Origin of the sequence: Akkermansia sp. (assembly GCF_020860705.1) — a bacterium.
Taxonomy (GTDB): Bacteria; Verrucomicrobiota; Verrucomicrobiia; order Verrucomicrobiales; family Akkermansiaceae; genus Akkermansia.
The window spans coordinates 1-15,653 of the sequence record NZ_JAJBTT010000047.1 but is presented as its reverse complement, the minus strand read 5'-3'; the positions used below and the strand labels follow the sequence as shown (position 1 = coordinate 15,653).

At 57.4% G+C, this 15,653-nt stretch carries 13 protein-coding genes; 11 read left to right on the top strand and 2 right to left on the bottom strand.

Going from position 1 to position 15,653, the window contains the following annotated elements:
* Window positions 1-39: 39 nt before the first annotated feature.
* Both LIO64_RS11075 and LIO64_RS11070 read left to right on the top strand, forming a co-directional pair.
* The gene (locus LIO64_RS11075; RefSeq protein ID WP_290549507.1) at window positions 40-447 is read left to right on the top strand and encodes an OsmC family protein; all 408 of its coding nucleotides are present in this window, start codon (window positions 40-42) and stop codon (window positions 445-447) included.
* 174 nt (window positions 448-621) lie between these two features.
* The gene (locus LIO64_RS11070; RefSeq protein ID WP_290549506.1) at window positions 622-1,041 is read left to right on the top strand and encodes a hypothetical protein; all 420 of its coding nucleotides are present in this window, start codon (window positions 622-624) and stop codon (window positions 1,039-1,041) included.
* Window positions 1,042-1,055: 14 nt separating this feature from the next.
* Here LIO64_RS11070 and LIO64_RS11065 read toward each other — a convergent pair whose 3' ends face one another.
* Window positions 1,056-1,523, bottom strand: a complete 468-nt coding sequence (locus tag LIO64_RS11065; RefSeq protein ID WP_290549505.1) for a deoxycytidylate deaminase — start codon at window positions 1,521-1,523, stop codon at window positions 1,056-1,058.
* Window positions 1,513-4,179 (bottom strand): MFS transporter, encoded by a 2,667-nt coding sequence (locus LIO64_RS11060; protein ID WP_290549504.1) that lies wholly within the window; start codon window positions 4,177-4,179, stop codon window positions 1,513-1,515. Before LIO64_RS11060 ends, LIO64_RS11065 begins: the two co-directional genes overlap by 11 nt.
* Before the next feature lie 552 nt (window positions 4,180-4,731).
* On the opposite strand from LIO64_RS11060, the gene LIO64_RS11055 reads away from it, so the two are divergent.
* From LIO64_RS11055 to LIO64_RS11015, 9 genes are all read left to right on the top strand, one after another.
* Window positions 4,732-5,289, top strand: a complete 558-nt coding sequence (locus LIO64_RS11055; protein ID WP_290549503.1) for a hypothetical protein — start codon at window positions 4,732-4,734, stop codon at window positions 5,287-5,289.
* Window positions 5,290-5,370: 81 nt separating this feature from the next.
* On the top strand, window positions 5,371-6,258 hold the full coding sequence (locus LIO64_RS11050) for a prephenate dehydrogenase/arogenate dehydrogenase family protein (protein ID WP_290549502.1): 888 nt from the start codon (window positions 5,371-5,373) through the stop codon (window positions 6,256-6,258).
* 137 nt (window positions 6,259-6,395) lie between these two features.
* Window positions 6,396-8,603, top strand: a complete 2,208-nt coding sequence (locus tag LIO64_RS11045; protein WP_290549501.1) for a TonB-dependent receptor — start codon at window positions 6,396-6,398, stop codon at window positions 8,601-8,603.
* A 15-nt stretch (window positions 8,604-8,618) separates the two neighbouring features.
* Window positions 8,619-9,365, top strand: a complete 747-nt coding sequence (locus LIO64_RS11040; RefSeq protein WP_290549500.1) for an ABC transporter ATP-binding protein — start codon at window positions 8,619-8,621, stop codon at window positions 9,363-9,365.
* The gene (locus tag LIO64_RS11035; RefSeq protein ID WP_290549499.1) at window positions 9,362-12,190 is read left to right on the top strand and encodes an FtsX-like permease family protein; all 2,829 of its coding nucleotides are present in this window, start codon (window positions 9,362-9,364) and stop codon (window positions 12,188-12,190) included. Before LIO64_RS11040 ends, LIO64_RS11035 begins: the two co-directional genes overlap by 4 nt.
* A gap of 38 nt (window positions 12,191-12,228) precedes the next feature.
* Window positions 12,229-13,047, top strand: a complete 819-nt coding sequence (locus LIO64_RS11030) for a DUF805 domain-containing protein (protein ID WP_290549498.1) — start codon at window positions 12,229-12,231, stop codon at window positions 13,045-13,047.
* 882 nt (window positions 13,048-13,929) lie between these two features.
* Window positions 13,930-14,436 (top strand): DUF805 domain-containing protein, encoded by a 507-nt coding sequence (locus LIO64_RS11025; RefSeq protein ID WP_290549497.1) that lies wholly within the window; start codon window positions 13,930-13,932, stop codon window positions 14,434-14,436.
* A 4-nt stretch (window positions 14,437-14,440) separates the two neighbouring features.
* Complete coding sequence (locus LIO64_RS11020; RefSeq protein WP_290549496.1) at window positions 14,441-15,070, top strand: CatA-like O-acetyltransferase; 630 nt, start codon at window positions 14,441-14,443, stop codon at window positions 15,068-15,070.
* 8 nt (window positions 15,071-15,078) lie between these two features.
* The coding region (locus LIO64_RS11015) for a four helix bundle suffix domain-containing protein (RefSeq protein WP_290549495.1) at window positions 15,079-15,653 on the top strand (575 nt) is incomplete at its 3' end.

The following is a 15,653-nucleotide window of genomic DNA, read 5'->3' as shown; positions in this document are numbered from 1 at the left end:
GTGTGTTGCATGGAGGGGTGGCTTGTATAAAATACGGTCATGGTAAAAACTAAAACGACGTATGAGGGGGGCCTTCACTGCTCCATGGTGCATGAGCCGTCCAAGGCTGTGGTTTCCACGGATGCTCCCGTGGATAATAACGGAAAGGGAGAGTCCTTCTCCCCCACGGACCTGGTGGGCGCGGCGCTGGCCGGCTGCATGAGCACGATTATGGGCATTGTGGCCGCCCGCAAGGGGATCAATCTGGAAGGCATGACGATGGAAGTGGGCAAGCACATGAATGCGGACCCCCGCCGCATTGGGAAGCTGGAAGTGGTCATTACCGTGCCCCTTCCCGCCGATCATCCGGACAGGAAGCTGCTGGAGCAGGCTGCCCTGAGCTGCCCCGTCAAGCACAGCCTGCATCCCGATATTGAAATTCCCATCACCTGGAACTGGGTCGGTTGAAAAGCCGCCGTGTTTTCTTGAGGCCGCCTGTGAAAACAGGCGGTTTTTTTTGATGGGATAAAAATGTTGGAAAAATAAAATAATAGTTGAGTGAACTTGACTTATATTTTTGTGTTGTGCATTTTTCCGGACGTGAATAAGTTTTTTCCTGTTCTGTTTTTGCTCCCGGTGACGATGATTGGATTTTTGACCGGATGCGGCGGAGGGTCGGGAAAATCCGGGGATGACGGGAATGTTTCCCTGAGTGGACAGCAGATGAGCCTGTTTGAAGGAGGAAACATGCTGTTCAGGCTCCAGTTCCGCGGGCAGAACGTGGATGTCACCAAGATGGAGACGAGGACCGTGTACGATGGTGTTTACACATACCGGTTCAATGGCAGCGCAAATTCCGGATTTCTCCATATCACCCCGGCTTCCAACAGCCGTTCCGCCTGCTGCATGACGGATGTGAATATTTCCTTTGACGATTCCGAAAGAAGTACGGGTGTGATTGAATCAGGAACCATCACGGAAACCGGGTTGGATCTGGACCCCTCCATTGACGGCGTTGCCCGTCCCATGGCCGGATGGACATGCCGGGTGCACCGGGATTAGGTTTTCGGGCTGGGTCAGCAGTCCTGCACGAGGGGAAAGTGCTTGCTGAGCGGGTAATCCGTGACCTGGATCAGTTCCACGCCGTAAAGGCTGGCAATGGCGGGAGCTTCCGATTTGTCATACGGCTCGCAGTAATAAATGGTTTTCACGCCATGGGCGCACAGGGCCTGCATGCATGAGGTGCAGGGCATCGTGGTGCATGCCACCACTTTGGCTTCTCCTCTCCGGAACAGGCTGCACAGGTTGATTTCCGCATGCAGCATGTATTTCTGGCGTTCGTCCCGGCTGGCCCAGAAGGAGTTCTGGGCCTTGAACCCGGGATACAGGCCGTTGTACGCGGTGCCGATCACGCGGTTGTCCGCATCCAGGGCGGCGGCTCCCACCTTGCGGTACGGGTCTTCCGACCGCAGGGCTGCCGCATGCGCCAGCGTCATTACATACTGCGGGATGGGAAGGCGGGATGGAGATGAGTTACTGTTCATGGTTGGAAGACTGAAGTTCTGCCAGGAATCCCGACTCGTCCACATACAGGTTGGGCGGCAGGGAATAGGGCGTGGGAAGCGTAGCTCCGGCGATGACGTTGGAGAGAGGCGGATTCAGGTAAAAACCGGGCAGGAGGCGCCCCCTCGTTCTGGCTCTCATGCCAAGCTGGACAGTGCCGTCATCCAGCTTGAAGACGCTTCTCTTCATGGACATGGCCAGGATGATGCCGCGGTCCGTGGCGAAACACGGGCGCCAGCCGATGTTAGGCAGCACCAAGTCTCCGGAACCGCTGAAATCATAAAATGGCGTGCGCGTTTCCGGAACCAGGCTGTACAGCCTGCGGCGCAGGAAGTCGGATCCCGCTATCTGCTTGATGCCTTCCGGCATGCTGTGATCCCCGTCGCCGATGAGGTACACGGGGGTGCTGGTGAGGATGGGCCACAGGACGGAAGCCACCGTTTCATGCACTTCATCATGTCCCACGCTGGTCAGCAGCAGCTCCCGGGGCTGGAGGGAGTTCACCCGTTCAAGCTGCTGGGCGTTCATCCAGAAGTCACACAGGCGGCTCTGGGAACGGGAGCTGTCCAGAAGGGTGGTCAGCCACTTTCTGAGTTCCGGATGTTCCGCCTCCACGGTATCGTTCATCAGGCATTCTGCTATTTCATACCCGGTGATCCGCGCGTTTTTGGCGATGACCAGCGGTTTGTGGGCGATGTGCTCCAGATGGTTCAGGATAGTGTCCCTGCCGATGCTGGCGGCAATTTCCAGGCAGGTGGAGGAAAGTTCCCTCAGGGTGTTGATGACCATGCGGGGATTGACAGCGTCAGGTGCAATGGGCTCTCCGATAGCGGCCGTGAAGCGGTAGGGGACGTGGAGGGGGGCTTTGGAGAAAAAGCGGTTGCCGGAGTAGGAGAAAATGCTTCCCCACAGCTCGTCCATGTAAATGGGTACAATAGGGCAGCTGGATTTTTTGGCCAGCATTTCCAGGCCCCTGCGTGCGGCGCAAAGGGTGCCCGTACGGGTGAGCTGGCCTTCCGGGAAGATGCAGATCACTTCCCCGGCCTTGAGGGCCTGAATGGCCTTGGACAGCGCTTCCCTGGGATTCCGGGAGGAAATGGGCAGGCAGTTGAAGAGTTCCAGAATCCAGCCGAGCCAGCGGATGGCGACGAATTCCTCCGCTACGATGAAGCGGATGGGGCGCGGGCAAATGAGGGAAAGAAACAGGGCATCCCCGTAAGTGACGTGGTTGGACACGATGATGGCGCCTCCGTCCTCCGGGATGCGGTCCTGGTGGATGACGCGGGAACGGTAGACGATCCGCATGATCCACAGGCCCATCATGCGGATGAATTCACGGGGAATGAGGCGGAACGCCACAATCGTGATGACCACGCCCAGCGCGGCCAGCACCCAGAATTGGTTCTGGATGGAGAAGATATTTCTCAGCATGAGCTGGACGCCGACGGCCACCAGGCCCATCAGGCAGTCCATCAGGTTGCCCGCGGCGATGACCGTGCTGCGGTTGGAGGGGTCGCAGTTGTCCTGGAGGTGAGCGTTCAGCGGCACCAGGTAGGCGGCGGCGAAGGCCCCCGTGATGCCGAAGCCGATGTTGCTGGCCAGGGAGCCGGGAGCAAAGAAGGACATGAAGATGCAGCCGATCGTGAAGCCGATGGCCCCCAGGGGAATCAGGCCCAGTTCAATTTTTTTGCGGCAGATGATGGAGGCAATGACGCCGCCTACCACCGTTCCGCCGCTGAGCCACGCCATGAGAATGGCCGCGGACATGCTGAATCCGGAGCCGTTGATGGGGTGCTCCTGGGCGATTTGCAGGGAGATGAGCATGAGGGCCCCCGCCAGGAACCAGAAGTAGGAGACGCCTATTTCACTGAGCCTCAGGTCCCGCTGCTTCCACAGGTATTTGAGCTGCACGAAGTGTTCGTAAAAGAGCTTCCATTCAAATTTCCGGGTCTGGTTGGCCGGATACCGGGGAAGGGACAGGGCCGCAATGGCCACGGGAACGGCGATGCAGGTGAGGATGAACGTGGGGAAGGCGGCGGCTTCCCAGCCGTCGTTGGAGGAGACTTGCAGGATATCGAACCAGACAAAGATACCGATCTGGGCGGCCAGCATGGACAGGATGAGGCTCATTTCCATCAGCCCGGAGGCGTATCCCAGCTGCCGGGATCCCACCATGTCCTTGACCACCCCCTTTTTCGCCGGGCTCAGGATAGTGGCCTGGACGGAAAAGACGCAGAACCAGAAGACGGCCATTTCAATGTTTTCATACTTGTAACATAGGAACATGGCTCCCAGCACCAGAATTTGGAGGAAGGACATGAACTGGATAATGCGCGCCTTGCAGAAGCAGTCCGCCAGCCATCCGACGAAGGGGGAGAACAGAATGTAGGGCAGTACAAAGACGCAGGCCAGGATGTACTGGAGGGAGTTGACCCAGGAATCCGGTCCGTACGCAGGGTTGTTGGCGGCCAGCCAGACGCCCAGCGGAATCAGCAGGAACTGGGCGGCTTTTTCATTGAAGGCGTTCTGGGCTTGAATGAGAATCAGGGAATAAAAACCCCTCCATTCCTTTTTTGAGGGCATTTTTTTCTTAGATGTCTGTACGTCATCCATGTGGGGCGGATTGTAGCAGATCATGGGGGGTAGGGAAGGATAATCTGTTTCTGTACAGGTGCGTTCCGGGGGAGGTGCATGCGCGTCTTTTTCCGGTTTTTGGAAGAGAAAAGCGGGCGGGAAGGGTGGAACGGTTCTGTCCGGAAGGCGGTGAACGAGCATACCCCCACGGTTGGGACGGAAGGCGCCTTTCCGGGCCGGAAAGCTTTCAAGGAACGTTGCAGGCCTTTGCGGCTTCTGAATGGACGTATGTCCAAAGGCCACTCCTTTTAAAAGGATAGTATTTCATTTTTGATGCCGGATCTCTGACGTTCAATGTCTTTTTGATTGTCTCAAAGCTCTTTGGAACTTCCTACCTTCCACCAGCCGGGACCCTTCCGGTTCGTTTTTTACGCGTTTTCCGGTTAAAAAGGCGTTGTGCGGGCGCGGCGGGTTCATGCGGCTGAGGAACGGTTGTGCGGTCAGAGGCCGGAGAATCCTTGTCATGAAGCGGTTCAGCAAACAGGCTTTATGGTTGACATGAGGGTGGCGGGCCTTAGGATGCCGATAGAAAGCTATCACCCGAAGAGAGATTATATGAATACTTCCCAGACGATAGGCGTGCTGCTGGCCGCAGGCTCAATCCTTCTGCCTTCCTGTGAAACGGAGCGCGTGAATGAACGCCCCATCGGCATTTATCCTACGGAGAATGTCTATCCGTCCGGGGTCATGGGCGCCCAGAGCAACAGCCTGTTGAATGACGTTCAGCGTGACAATTCCCTGGATCCGGCGGGGCAGAATTCCGGCTTTAATCCGGATCCTGCCCAGACCAAATCCGGCACTATCAGCAACTTGGTGGGCGGGGACAATAATATCGCTCCTCCGCCTCCCGTCATTCCCTCGCCTACTGTTTCCAATCCTGGGGGTGGTTCTTCCAATTCCGGCATTGCTCCTCCCAATCCTGTGGTGCCTTCCACTGCTTCCGCCATTCCCGTGGCGTGGCCCACGGCAGATCCCACGGTGGTGGTCAGTCCCTATGACCGCACCAAGAAGATCAAGATTCTGAACAGGAGCACCAATAAGCCCTATCCTTCCGGCACCGTGTTGCGGGACACCAATTTCCCGAATGAAATCAAGAAGTTCCGCGTGCCCTGATACGGCCGCCGCAACAAGATGATGCCTGCGCCCCTGAACATGCCGCATGTTCCGGGGCGCTGACGTATCCCCCGTGAAACCATGAGCGACTCTTCCCGGAAACAGCTTTCCTTTTCTTCCGTAGCCATTCTCGGCCCCGGCCTTCTGGGCGGTTCCCTGGCGCTTGCCGTGAGGACGCAGATGTCCCATGTCCATGTGCGGCTGTGGGGCAGGAGGGAGGAGCCTCTGGATTACGCCCGCACCGCCGGAGCCGCCCATACTGCTTCCACCCGGATGGAAGAGGTGGTAGAAGGAGCGGACCTGGTCGTGCTGGCTACCCCGGTGGGGGTGATGCCCCGCCTCGTTCCCGGAATGCTTCCCCAGCTGAAGCCGGGCGCCCTGGTGACGGACGTGGGTTCCGTGAAAGGCTGCGTTCACCAGGCGGTGGGTTCCGCGCTGACGGAGGCGGGCGTGGCGTTTATCGGGTCCCATCCCATGGCCGGTTCTGAAAAGCAGGGCATGGAGCATGCTTCCGGAGACCTCTTCCGGGATGCCACCTGTATCCTGACCAATGATGAGCACGTGCATGAAGATGTGCTGCTGCTGCTTCAGCGGTTCTGGGAGCGCGTGGGCTGCCATTGCATCCGGATGAAAGCGGCGGACCATGATTCTTCCGTAGCGCGTATTTCACACATCCCCCATGCCTTGTCCGCCCTGTGCGTCCACAGCGCCCTGGACGGGGGGGACGTGAAGCTGCTGGGGCTGGTGTCCGCCGGCGGATTTCGCGACACTACCCGTGTTTCCATGGGAGAGCCGTCCATGTGGGCGGAAATCCTGACGGAAAATGCTCCGGCTGTTCTGGACCGGCTGGACGAGGCCCTGTCCCAGCTGGGAGAAGTGCGTAACCGTCTGGCTGCCGGAGACAAGGAGGCCCTGCGGGAATGGCTGAAAGCCGCGGCTGAAAGCCGGGCCCAGTCCCTTGGCCTGTAAGGGAGAGCAGGGAAGTGTTCAGCAGATGGATATTCCTTGGCGGAAAGGGAAAAGGGCTGCCTGTTATCAAATTGTTAATAATCGGGAATGGACGGTTCGCCGTTCCGTTTTATACTTGTCCCATGCGTTTATCCAACATGAATACTCCGCGTGACCGCCGTCAGGGGTTCGGTTTGCACCGTGCCGCCGCCATTGGGAGCCTGCTTGTTCTCGGGCAGTCAGCTTATGCCGATACCCAACCCGCCGCTGCGGAAGAAGGAGTTCAGGAAATGCCGGAACGCGTGATGACCATCCGTTCCAAGTCCCTGCGGGCGGAGAAGGTCAGTTCCGCTACGCTCACGAACATGAAGACGGAGGAAGTTCCGCAAACGGTAAACGTTATTACGCGGGACCTGATGGATTCCAAGGGTTCCGATTCCCTGGTGGAGGCCCTGCGCATGGATTCCTCCGTCAATACGGGGGGGGACATGCTGCTGTCCCGCACGGCGGACCAGTATACTATCCGCGGTTTTGCCGGTAGCGACGTGCAGATCGGCAATATGCCTCTTCCCCGCGGCATGGGATACGGCATGGATACGTCCCTGATAGAAAATATTGAAATTGTCAAAGGCCCCATCGGGTCTATTTCCGGCGGCCAGACCAGTACGCTCGGGGCATACGGCGCCGGCGGTTCCATCAACCTGATCCTGAAGGCGCCTGATTTTGAGGAACGGACGGAGCTGACGGCTTACGCCCGTCTTTCCCATCATGGGCAGAAGTATCGCGTAACGATTGACGACACCCGGTACAGGGGTGATGAAACGGACGGTTTTGCCCTGCGGACAGTGGTAGCCGCTGAGTACGAACGCCCGTTCTGGCTGAGCAACGGAGCCAACGGTGGGCAGAAGTACACAGTTTCCCCTATTTTCCGCTGGCAGCATGATTCCCGTACCAGGACGGTGCTGACGACCAGTTTCCAGTACCAGAATTCCCCGACGACGATGGGCATTCCCGTGCTGGGCGGCCACTTTGTGGGGCCGTATGACGCCTGGTATGGCTCTCCGAGCGGAAGGCTCAATTCCAAGTCCCTGCTGGCGATGCTGGATTTCGAGCGCAAGCTGGAAAGGGTCTGGACGATCCGCATCGGCGGCGGCATGGGGTACAGCGATGTGGACTACAATGTCTGGGGCATTTCTTCTTCCGCCGGGCGCGGGACGAGCACGGAGGATTATTACAACCAGATGATTGCTTCCGGAAAGGCCAAATACGAAGCCGCGTGGAGCGACGAGTGGAACATCAACTGGAATTTCTATTCCAACGCGCTGGCGGAGTTCAAGACCGGACAGGTGGAGCATGAAGCCCTGATGGGCGTTTCCTACACGGGGAGCAGCACCTATGGCGACGGTTCCAGCCTGGTGACGAATGCTACCGCGAATACGAACGGTTATTTTTCCCTGTACAATCCGCCGCCCTTTTTCCCCGCAGGGCGCGACTACTCCGGTGCCAATGCGACGGACACGGTAGTTCAGCGGGCGGGGCTCCTGTTGCAGGATGTTCTTAGCTACGGACAGTGGCGTTTCCTGGCCGGCGTGCGCGGAGACGCGCATTTCAGCCTGGACAATAATTACGCGTTTGCGTGGAGCCCCCGCTTCGGAATTACCCGCATGTTCGGTGAGCGCGTAGCGCTGTTCGCCAATGCGGCCCGTACTTCCGCCCCTAATTTCGGGTATCTGGATGAAAACGGGAAGGAACTGACCGATTCTTGGCGTACGGACCAGATGGAATTCGGCTTCCGGGTCAGCCCGGTGGACAAGGTGTGGTTCTCCGCTTCCTGGTTCGACATCATCCAGAACAATACGCCCGTAGCCATAGACGGATATACCAACCGATACTATTCGGACGGCTCCAAGAGGGCGGAAGGCGTGGAACTTTCCCTGAACGGGGAAATCACCAAGAACTGGAGTTCCTACCTTTCCTACACCTATACCCGCACCAAGAACCGGACCACCGGGGAAGTGTATCCCACCATCGCTCCGAATGCGCTGGCCCTCTGGCAGAAATACCGCATTGACGGCGGCCTGTTGAACGGAACGGTGCTCGGGCTGGGCTACCGCTGCAAGGATTCCTACTGCGCCACGTTCCGCGGTGCAAAGATCGCGGACAATTACACCATTCCTTCCTACAGCGTGTTTGACTTCACGGTGGAAATTCCCCTGCCGGAAACCAAATGGCTGAAGGACGCCACCCTCAGGTTGGCCGTATACAACATTTTTGACAAGAAGTATGTGCAGTCCACCCGCCACGCCGTGCAGTGCACGGTGGGCGAGCCCCGCACGTTTGAAGTAGGCGTGAAGACCACCTTCTAACCATTCCTTCCAGCCATGAGTTCCCCCGTCATTTCCGTCACCCGCCTCAAGCGCAGCTTCAAGTCTGGTTCCGAGGATATAGCTGTTCTGAAAGATATCAGCCTCACCGTGAACCAGGGAGAGTTCGTGGCCGTCATGGGCGCGAGCGGCTCCGGCAAAAGCACGCTGCTGAATGTGCTGGGGGGGCTGCTGCCGCCGGATGCGGGCACGGTGACAGTGGACGGGCTGGATCTCGGCTCCATGTCTGACGCCGCCCTGACGGTATACAGAAGGGACCGGGTGGGGTTCATCTTCCAGATGTTCAACCTGGTGGGTACGCTGAACGTGGAGGAAAACATTCTGCTTCCCTCTCTGGCGGGAGGCAGGAAGGTGGATTCCTCCACCCTGGACGCCATGATTGAAAAGGTGGGGCTGTCCCATCGGCGGCATGCCATGCCGGATACGCTCAGCGGCGGCGAACAGCAGCGCGTGGCGATAGCCCGTGCGCTGGTCTCCGGGCCGGCCCTGGTGCTGGCGGATGAACCTACGGGCAATCTTGATTCTGAAAACACCCGGCTGATGGGTGACCTGTTCCGTGATTTGCACCGCACGCAGGGCTGCGCCTTCGTGCTGGTGACGCATGCGCCGGATGTCGCCATGTGGGCGGACCGCGTGATTGTGCTCAAGGACGGCCGCATTGTGGACGACAGGCCCACGGCGGAATTTGCCGGGCCTGTGGAACTATCCTCCTTTTATGAACGTACATTGAATGACGCCTTATGACGCTTCTGTCCAAACTGATTTGGAGAGACCTGCGTGCCAACCCCGGCCGCGTGGCGGTCAGCGTGTTCGCCATTCTTGTCTCGGTCAGCCTCATCGTCTGGATGATGGGGAGCTATGATACGCTGGTCAAGGAGTTCGACAATGACGCCGAGGCCTACATGGGCAGTTATGACCTCTGCCTGGTGCCGGAGGCCCCGCGGGGGCCGCTCCCTCCCGGACAGTATCCGCAGTTCAGTGATCCGGAGCTGGCATCCCGGCTTGCTTCCTCCCCCCTGGTGGAATCCGTAAACGCTGCCTGTCAGGTGCCCCGCCTCCAGATCGGCTGCGGGAATGAACGCGGCAGTTTTGACGAGCAGACGCGCGACCGCATGGGGATTCCTCCGCAAAGCCCCATCCTGGTGGGGAATCATGCCGTGGAATGCCCTTATGACCTGAAGGAGGGCGTCTGGCCGGATATGGCTTCCTCCTCCGCCATGGAGGGGGTGCTGGGCAGCGGAAGCGCCAAATACTTCCGTGCAGGAGTGGGAACCATCATGAACGTGCGTGTGGGAACGCATGTGTATGATGTGAAAGTCGTGGGCATCGTCAAACAGGCCAAGGCCACCCCCGGAGTCATCATGGGACCGGGCGGCATGTCCGGGCCTGCCTTCTCTTCTCTGTTTGTTCCCGTAAAGGTGTGTGAAAAGATCACGGGGAAGGCTTTTGCTCCCAATTTGATTTACGTCCGGCTCAAGGAAGGAGTGGACAAGAAGGAGTTTGTAAACGGCCTCCGGGAGGAGCTGAAGCAGGCTTCCGCCGTGGTGGCGGACACGGATTCCATCATTCAGAGGCTTTCCAGCGACCGTTCCGTTCGTTCCCAGAAGGACAGTGCGGAAATGTCCGTCTGGCTCGTCCTCTTTTCCTGCGTATTCATTATTTTCACGACCTTGAGCATCGGTGTCAGCGAACGCACCCGCAGGCTGGCCCTGATGCGTGCGCTGGGCATGAGCCGCATGCAGATCGCTCTGCTTATTGTGGGAGAAGGGCTGTTCCTGTGCATTCCCGCCCTGCTGGGCGGCCTGGCCGCGGGCTTTTGCCTGGTGTACCTGCTGGAGGAGGGGGCTTCTTCCTTGCCTACCCTGACCTGGACGACGGTGCTGATCGCCGCCGCGTGCGCCGTGGGTGGCGCGTTGCTGGCTTCCATCATTCCCGCGTGGCGCGCTTCCCGGCAGTCTCCTCTGGAAGCCGCCGTTCCTTCTTCCGGATTCATGGGGAAGATCAGCCGGGTTCCCGTCTGGTCCGTGATTGCCGGGTTCGTGTGCGTGTCCCTTCAGCCTGCGGCTCTGCTTTTGCCGGGACTGGAGGTGGAGACGCGCAAATGGATCTTTTTCTGGCTTGGGTATCCCGGCCTGGTGGCGGGAGCGCTGTTCCTGGCCCCCTCTTTCGTGCGCGTCACGGAGTGGGCCGGATCATGGATCACCGGAATGCTGCTGCGCGTGCCCCATTCTTTCCTGAAAGTGCAGCTCAGCCGCAACCTCAGCCGCTCCGTGGGAACGGCCGTGTCCATGTCCGTGGGCCTGTCCCTCTTTGTAGGAGTGCAGACGTGGGGATATTCCATGCTGGTTCCCTTTTCCCCGGATACTTCCACGCCCGGAACGCTTGTTTCCTTCCTGCATACGGAGTTCAAGCCTGCCGACGTTCCCGGGCTGATGGCGCGTCCCAGCCTGCGGAATTCCCGGATGTATCCCATTTACGTGGATGAGCCGGACATTGCCCCGGCGCAGATGAAGAGCCCCAGTTTTTCCGGAATGCGCAACCGCTCCATCGTGCTGGCCGGCATTCCCGTGGCGGAAATGGCGCAGGGGAATCATCCCCTGTTCAGGCCCGTGTTCGTTTCCGGCAATCCGCAGGAGGCTTATGCGATGCTGAAATCCACCCGCTCCCTCCTGATTCCGGATACGTTTGCCCGGACGGTGGGATTGAAGGCCGGAGATGACCTGATGCTGGTGAATCCTGCCCTTCAGGGGCACCGTTCCGGGAATGGCCCGTCTGCCGCCAGTGCTCCCGGCCGGGGCAGAGGCCCCGGCATGCAGGGAGAACCCTGGAAGGTGGCGGGAGTCGTTTCCTTCCCCGGCTGGCACTGGCTGACCAAGACCAGTGGCATGCGCGTGCGCCGCGGCGGCTTTGTGGCCGCCCTGGCAATTACCGACGAACGCTGGCTCAAGGAGGATTACGGACACCGGGGGTTCCAGTTCATCTGGGGGGATACCGCGCCCGGAGTGAGCAATGTGGAGCTTCAGGACGACCTGGGAGAATACGCCTTGATGAACGTGCGCCGGAAAGAGAACGGCGGAGAAGGCGTGAAGCCGCTGGTAAAGGCCCTGACCCGGGAGAGCCTGGGAGGAAGCGTCATCAGCCGCGGAGACGACGTGATTTTTACGATGAGCAAGCTTCCCATCATCATGATGGTGATTGCCGTGCTGGCCGTGCTCAATACCGTACTGGCTTCCGTCCAGTCCCGCCGCCGGGAATTCGGATTGATGCGTGCCGTCGGCGTGCCGGGAGGCATGGTGATGCGCATGCTTTTGGCGGAAACGCTGATGATCTCCCTGTGCGCCATTGTCATGAGCGTGGCTCTGGGCGTTCTGGGGGCCTGGTGCTCCATCCAGATTCTGGAATACGGTTATCACTTCGGCATTGTTACTCCCCCCATCACGATGCCGTGGGCCCATCTGGGGTATGCGGTGCTTCTGGTGCTGGCCCTTTCCTCCCTGGCGTGCCTTCTGCCCGCGTGGCGCATGAAGCGTGCTTCCGTAACGGATTTGCTTTCCGTGCGTGAGGGATAAGGTGCCTTCGGAATCATGTTTGTTGGAAAAAGTATTGATTGCTGATACTTAAACAAATAGTATTAGCTGTCTACTTTAGGATGAGATATTTTTATCATGACCGGAATGGAGAACTGCATGGTCCTGCGGAGCTGGATTTTCTGGTCTGTGAGGTAAAATGGGGCGGTCTGCCTGATCATCTGATGGTCCGTCCAGTGGATGGTGAAGAGTGGATTGCCCTGGCGGAGGCGGTGAAAAGGGAAACGGGAACCGGGTTTTACCGGAATGTGATGTCCGTTCCTCCGGAAGAGGCTGCCCGCCTGCCATACTGGAAGCGTCTCTGGTATTATTACCGGCGATCTTGGAGAATGGCATTTGTCTTTTCCGGACGCGCTTCCCGGCGGGAATGCTTGTCCGTTTTCCTGTCCATGACACTGGTGAATGGACTGGGGCTGGCGGTTGTTCAGCTTTTGCTGGGGTTTGCTCTTCCTCTCTTGGTGCCGGGAGTAGACATGTTTTCTTGTTTATTTTTTATCTCGCTCATATTGAGTTTGTTACTGGAGATGTTGATTGTCCTTCAATCTTTTGCCTTGTGCTGGAGAAGGCTTCATGACTTGTCCCTGGCAGGCTGGTGGTCGTTTGTCCTTCCTTTTGTCTTCCTGGTTGGCAGTTTGTCGGTAGAATGGTTGTTTGGGCATTTGTTCCGGTCTGAAGCCTGGGGCATGTTCCTGGAACATGCGGGAAGCGCCGGAGTAATGGCGGCAGGAGTAATGGCGGTGGCTGTTTTCGTGTTGTCCGGAACCTGGGTCGTTGCGATGCTCGGCCTGTTTCCCGGTACGAAGAAGGAAAATCAATACGGTCATCCTCCGGAGGTATGACCGTTCCGTTTTCTAGATAGAGAAGAACCGGGGATTTTTCCTTTCATCGGAAAGGTATGATAATATCGACAAACTCCGTAACGCATGTTTAACTAAAAGGGCTTCCCTGTGAACCTGTCTCCTGTCAGTCCCAGTCCTTTTTCCGAAAGGAAATTCAGCTTGCCCAAATGGACGGCGGGAAGATGGAAGTGGCTGTTTTCCTGGTCCGGCCGCATTTCCCGTGCCTCTTATTTATACGCATGGCTGGTGTACGGCGTGTGTATGAGAGCGCTGGTTTTTTCAGGATATTGGGCCACGGTGGATGGAGGCAGGCATCCGCGTTTTATGGTAACAGCTGAACATGGAATAAGCCTGGCGTGTTTGAGTGCGGCCATGCTCATCCCATGCCTGGGGCTTGTTTTCCGGAGGCTCCGTGATCTGGATCTGGGTCTCCTCTGGACGGTTCCCGTTTACGCGGTTTCCTTGGGATGTGCGGAGGCAGGCTTTTATTATTGGTACGGATGGGCGCGAGCTGCGGCGGGAGGAAATGCCTCCTTTTTAATTTGTTGTGCCATGTTTTCCGGCATGTTTCTGTTTTGTTCCCTGGTGCCGCTTGTGCTGGGATGTTTTCCCGGCACAAGCCGGTCCGGTATTTCCGGGAAAACCGGGGAAAGAATGAAAGGAACAGTTGTGAAACATTATTATTATCATACGCCGGATGGGGAATTGCATGGGCCGGCCGATTTTGATTTTCTCGTCAGGGAAGTCCGCTATGCCGGATTGCCGCTGGGTCTGATGGTCCGGGAAGAGCATTCGGAAGACTGGATATGGATAGGAGACGTTCCCGGAACTCCGCCGGAATGGAGGTTGTTCAAGGAACGGTATGCCGGAACCGGGGAGTGGATGAAAGCCGGCAAAGTATGGAAATGCGGCAGGGAAAGTCGTTTCAAGTGGATGTCTTCCCTGTTGGCGATGCAGGGCCGTTCCTCGCGCGGGGAGGCGGCTGTTGCCTATGGTGTTCTTCTGGCGTTTGCCTCTCCCGTCTGGCTCGTATGTTTTTGTGGAGCTAACGATTTTTTTGACCCTCTTCCTTTTGGAATGCTTTTTGCCTTTCTGCTGGAGCTGTTACTGTTGTTTTTCTTTTTGTTTTGCTTCATTGCGCTGAGCGTGAGGCGTTTTCATGATGCGGGGCTGAATGGATGCTGGTTAGCGATCGTCTGGCCGGTATGGATAGCGGTCCTGATTTGTTCTTTTAAGGGAGAGTTTCTGGCAATGTCCTTTTGCTGGGATCTTGTGGGGGGAGTATTTACGGGTATAACTACCTTGACGGCTCCCGTCCTGTTCAGTCTTTTGCTGCCGGAGCAAAAGCGTAAAAACATGTATGGAGAGTCTTCCTGGAATAGAAAATAAGTGCATGAAAAAGAAAATAGAAATCGCTTCCTGGCCGCGAAGGTCTCATTACGAGTATTTCCAGACCTTTGACTGCCCCATATTTTCCATTACGTCCCCTGTCCGGGTGGACGCCCTGTACCGTTATGCGAAGGAGGCTGGAATTTCCTTTTTTGTGGTGTGCCTGTTTGTTTTGTTGAAGGCGCTGAACGGAGTGCCGCAGTTGCGGCAGAGGGTGGAAGAAGGGGAAGTCTGGGAATATGAGTCTGTGGATGCGCTGGTTCCGGTTCTGGCTGCGGATGGGGAGTTTACGCAGATTCTGGTGGAATACCGGGATGATTTGTCTGCTTTTCTGGATCATGCCCTTCCTCTGATTCAGGCTGCCAAGGAAGCTCCGGCTCAGGCGAATCCCTGCCACCGGACGGATATTGCCGTGTTCAGCTGCCTGCCGTGGATTCCCTTTACACAGGTAGCCAGCGCCTACAGGGTTTTCCGCGGGCAGTACCTTCCCCTCATCCATTGGGGAAAGATGGAGCCCGACGCTTCCGGCAGGTTGATGATGCCCGTAGCCGTCCAGGCGAATCATGTGCTGGTGGACGGGGTACATGTTGGCAGTTTTTATAAAAATATTGATTATTTTTGTTCCCGGTTTTAAATGGAGGCATGGCTTCCCTGCTGCGTCCTTCCGGCGATTACCGTTCTCTGCTTTCCTACAGGAAGGCGGAGCAGATTTATGACCTGACGTCTTATTTTTGTAAGACGTATTTATTATCTCGCGACAGGACGGTTGATCAGATGATTCAGGCTGCCCGGTCCGGAAAGCAGAATATTGCGGAGGGAAAGGAAGCCGGGCTGGTTTCTATGGAAACGGAGATTAAGCTGACGAATGTAGCCAGAGCCAGCTTTGATGAATTACTGGCTGACTATGAAGATTTTTTGAGGGTAAGGGGGTACTCCGTGTGGGAGAAGGATTCCCGTGAGGCCCTTTTTGTCAGGAAGAAGGGCGCAGACAAGGGGCTGGATCGGGATTATTTTTTGGAACTGGCCCGGACAAGGCCGCCGGAGGTGGTTGCCAATATGGCCATCTGCCTGATTTTTCAGGCCAAGTTTTTATTAATGCGGCAGCTTAGGTTTTTGGAGGGGAAGTTTCTCAGAGAAGGGGGAATGAGGGAAAGGATGAGCCGGATGAGAAGGGAGGCAAGGGGGAGGAGATGGCAGGGTGATAGGGGTGATAGGGG

Bases quoted from the DNA above. Each gene is read 5' to 3' on its own strand.
- LIO64_RS11075 (WP_290549507.1), top strand. From the start codon at position 40: ATGGTAAAAACTAAAACGACGTATGAGGGGGGCCTTCACTGCTCCATG.
- LIO64_RS11035 (WP_290549499.1), top strand. From the start codon at position 9,362: ATGACGCTTCTGTCCAAACTGATTTGGAGAGACCTGCGTGCCAACCCC.
- LIO64_RS11020 (WP_290549496.1), top strand. From the start codon at position 14,441: ATGAAAAAGAAAATAGAAATCGCTTCCTGGCCGCGAAGGTCTCATTAC.
- LIO64_RS11045 (WP_290549501.1), top strand. From the start codon at position 6,396: ATGAATACTCCGCGTGACCGCCGTCAGGGGTTCGGTTTGCACCGTGCC.
- LIO64_RS11025 (WP_290549497.1), top strand. From the start codon at position 13,930: ATGAAAGCCGGCAAAGTATGGAAATGCGGCAGGGAAAGTCGTTTCAAG.
- LIO64_RS11050 (WP_290549502.1), top strand. From the start codon at position 5,371: ATGAGCGACTCTTCCCGGAAACAGCTTTCCTTTTCTTCCGTAGCCATT.
- LIO64_RS11055 (WP_290549503.1), top strand. From the start codon at position 4,732: ATGAATACTTCCCAGACGATAGGCGTGCTGCTGGCCGCAGGCTCAATC.
- LIO64_RS11040 (WP_290549500.1), top strand. From the start codon at position 8,619: ATGAGTTCCCCCGTCATTTCCGTCACCCGCCTCAAGCGCAGCTTCAAG.
- LIO64_RS11065 (WP_290549505.1), bottom strand. From the start codon at position 1,523: ATGAACAGTAACTCATCTCCATCCCGCCTTCCCATCCCGCAGTATGTA.
- LIO64_RS11070 (WP_290549506.1), top strand. From the start codon at position 622: ATGATTGGATTTTTGACCGGATGCGGCGGAGGGTCGGGAAAATCCGGG.
- LIO64_RS11060 (WP_290549504.1), bottom strand. From the start codon at position 4,179: ATGATCTGCTACAATCCGCCCCACATGGATGACGTACAGACATCTAAG.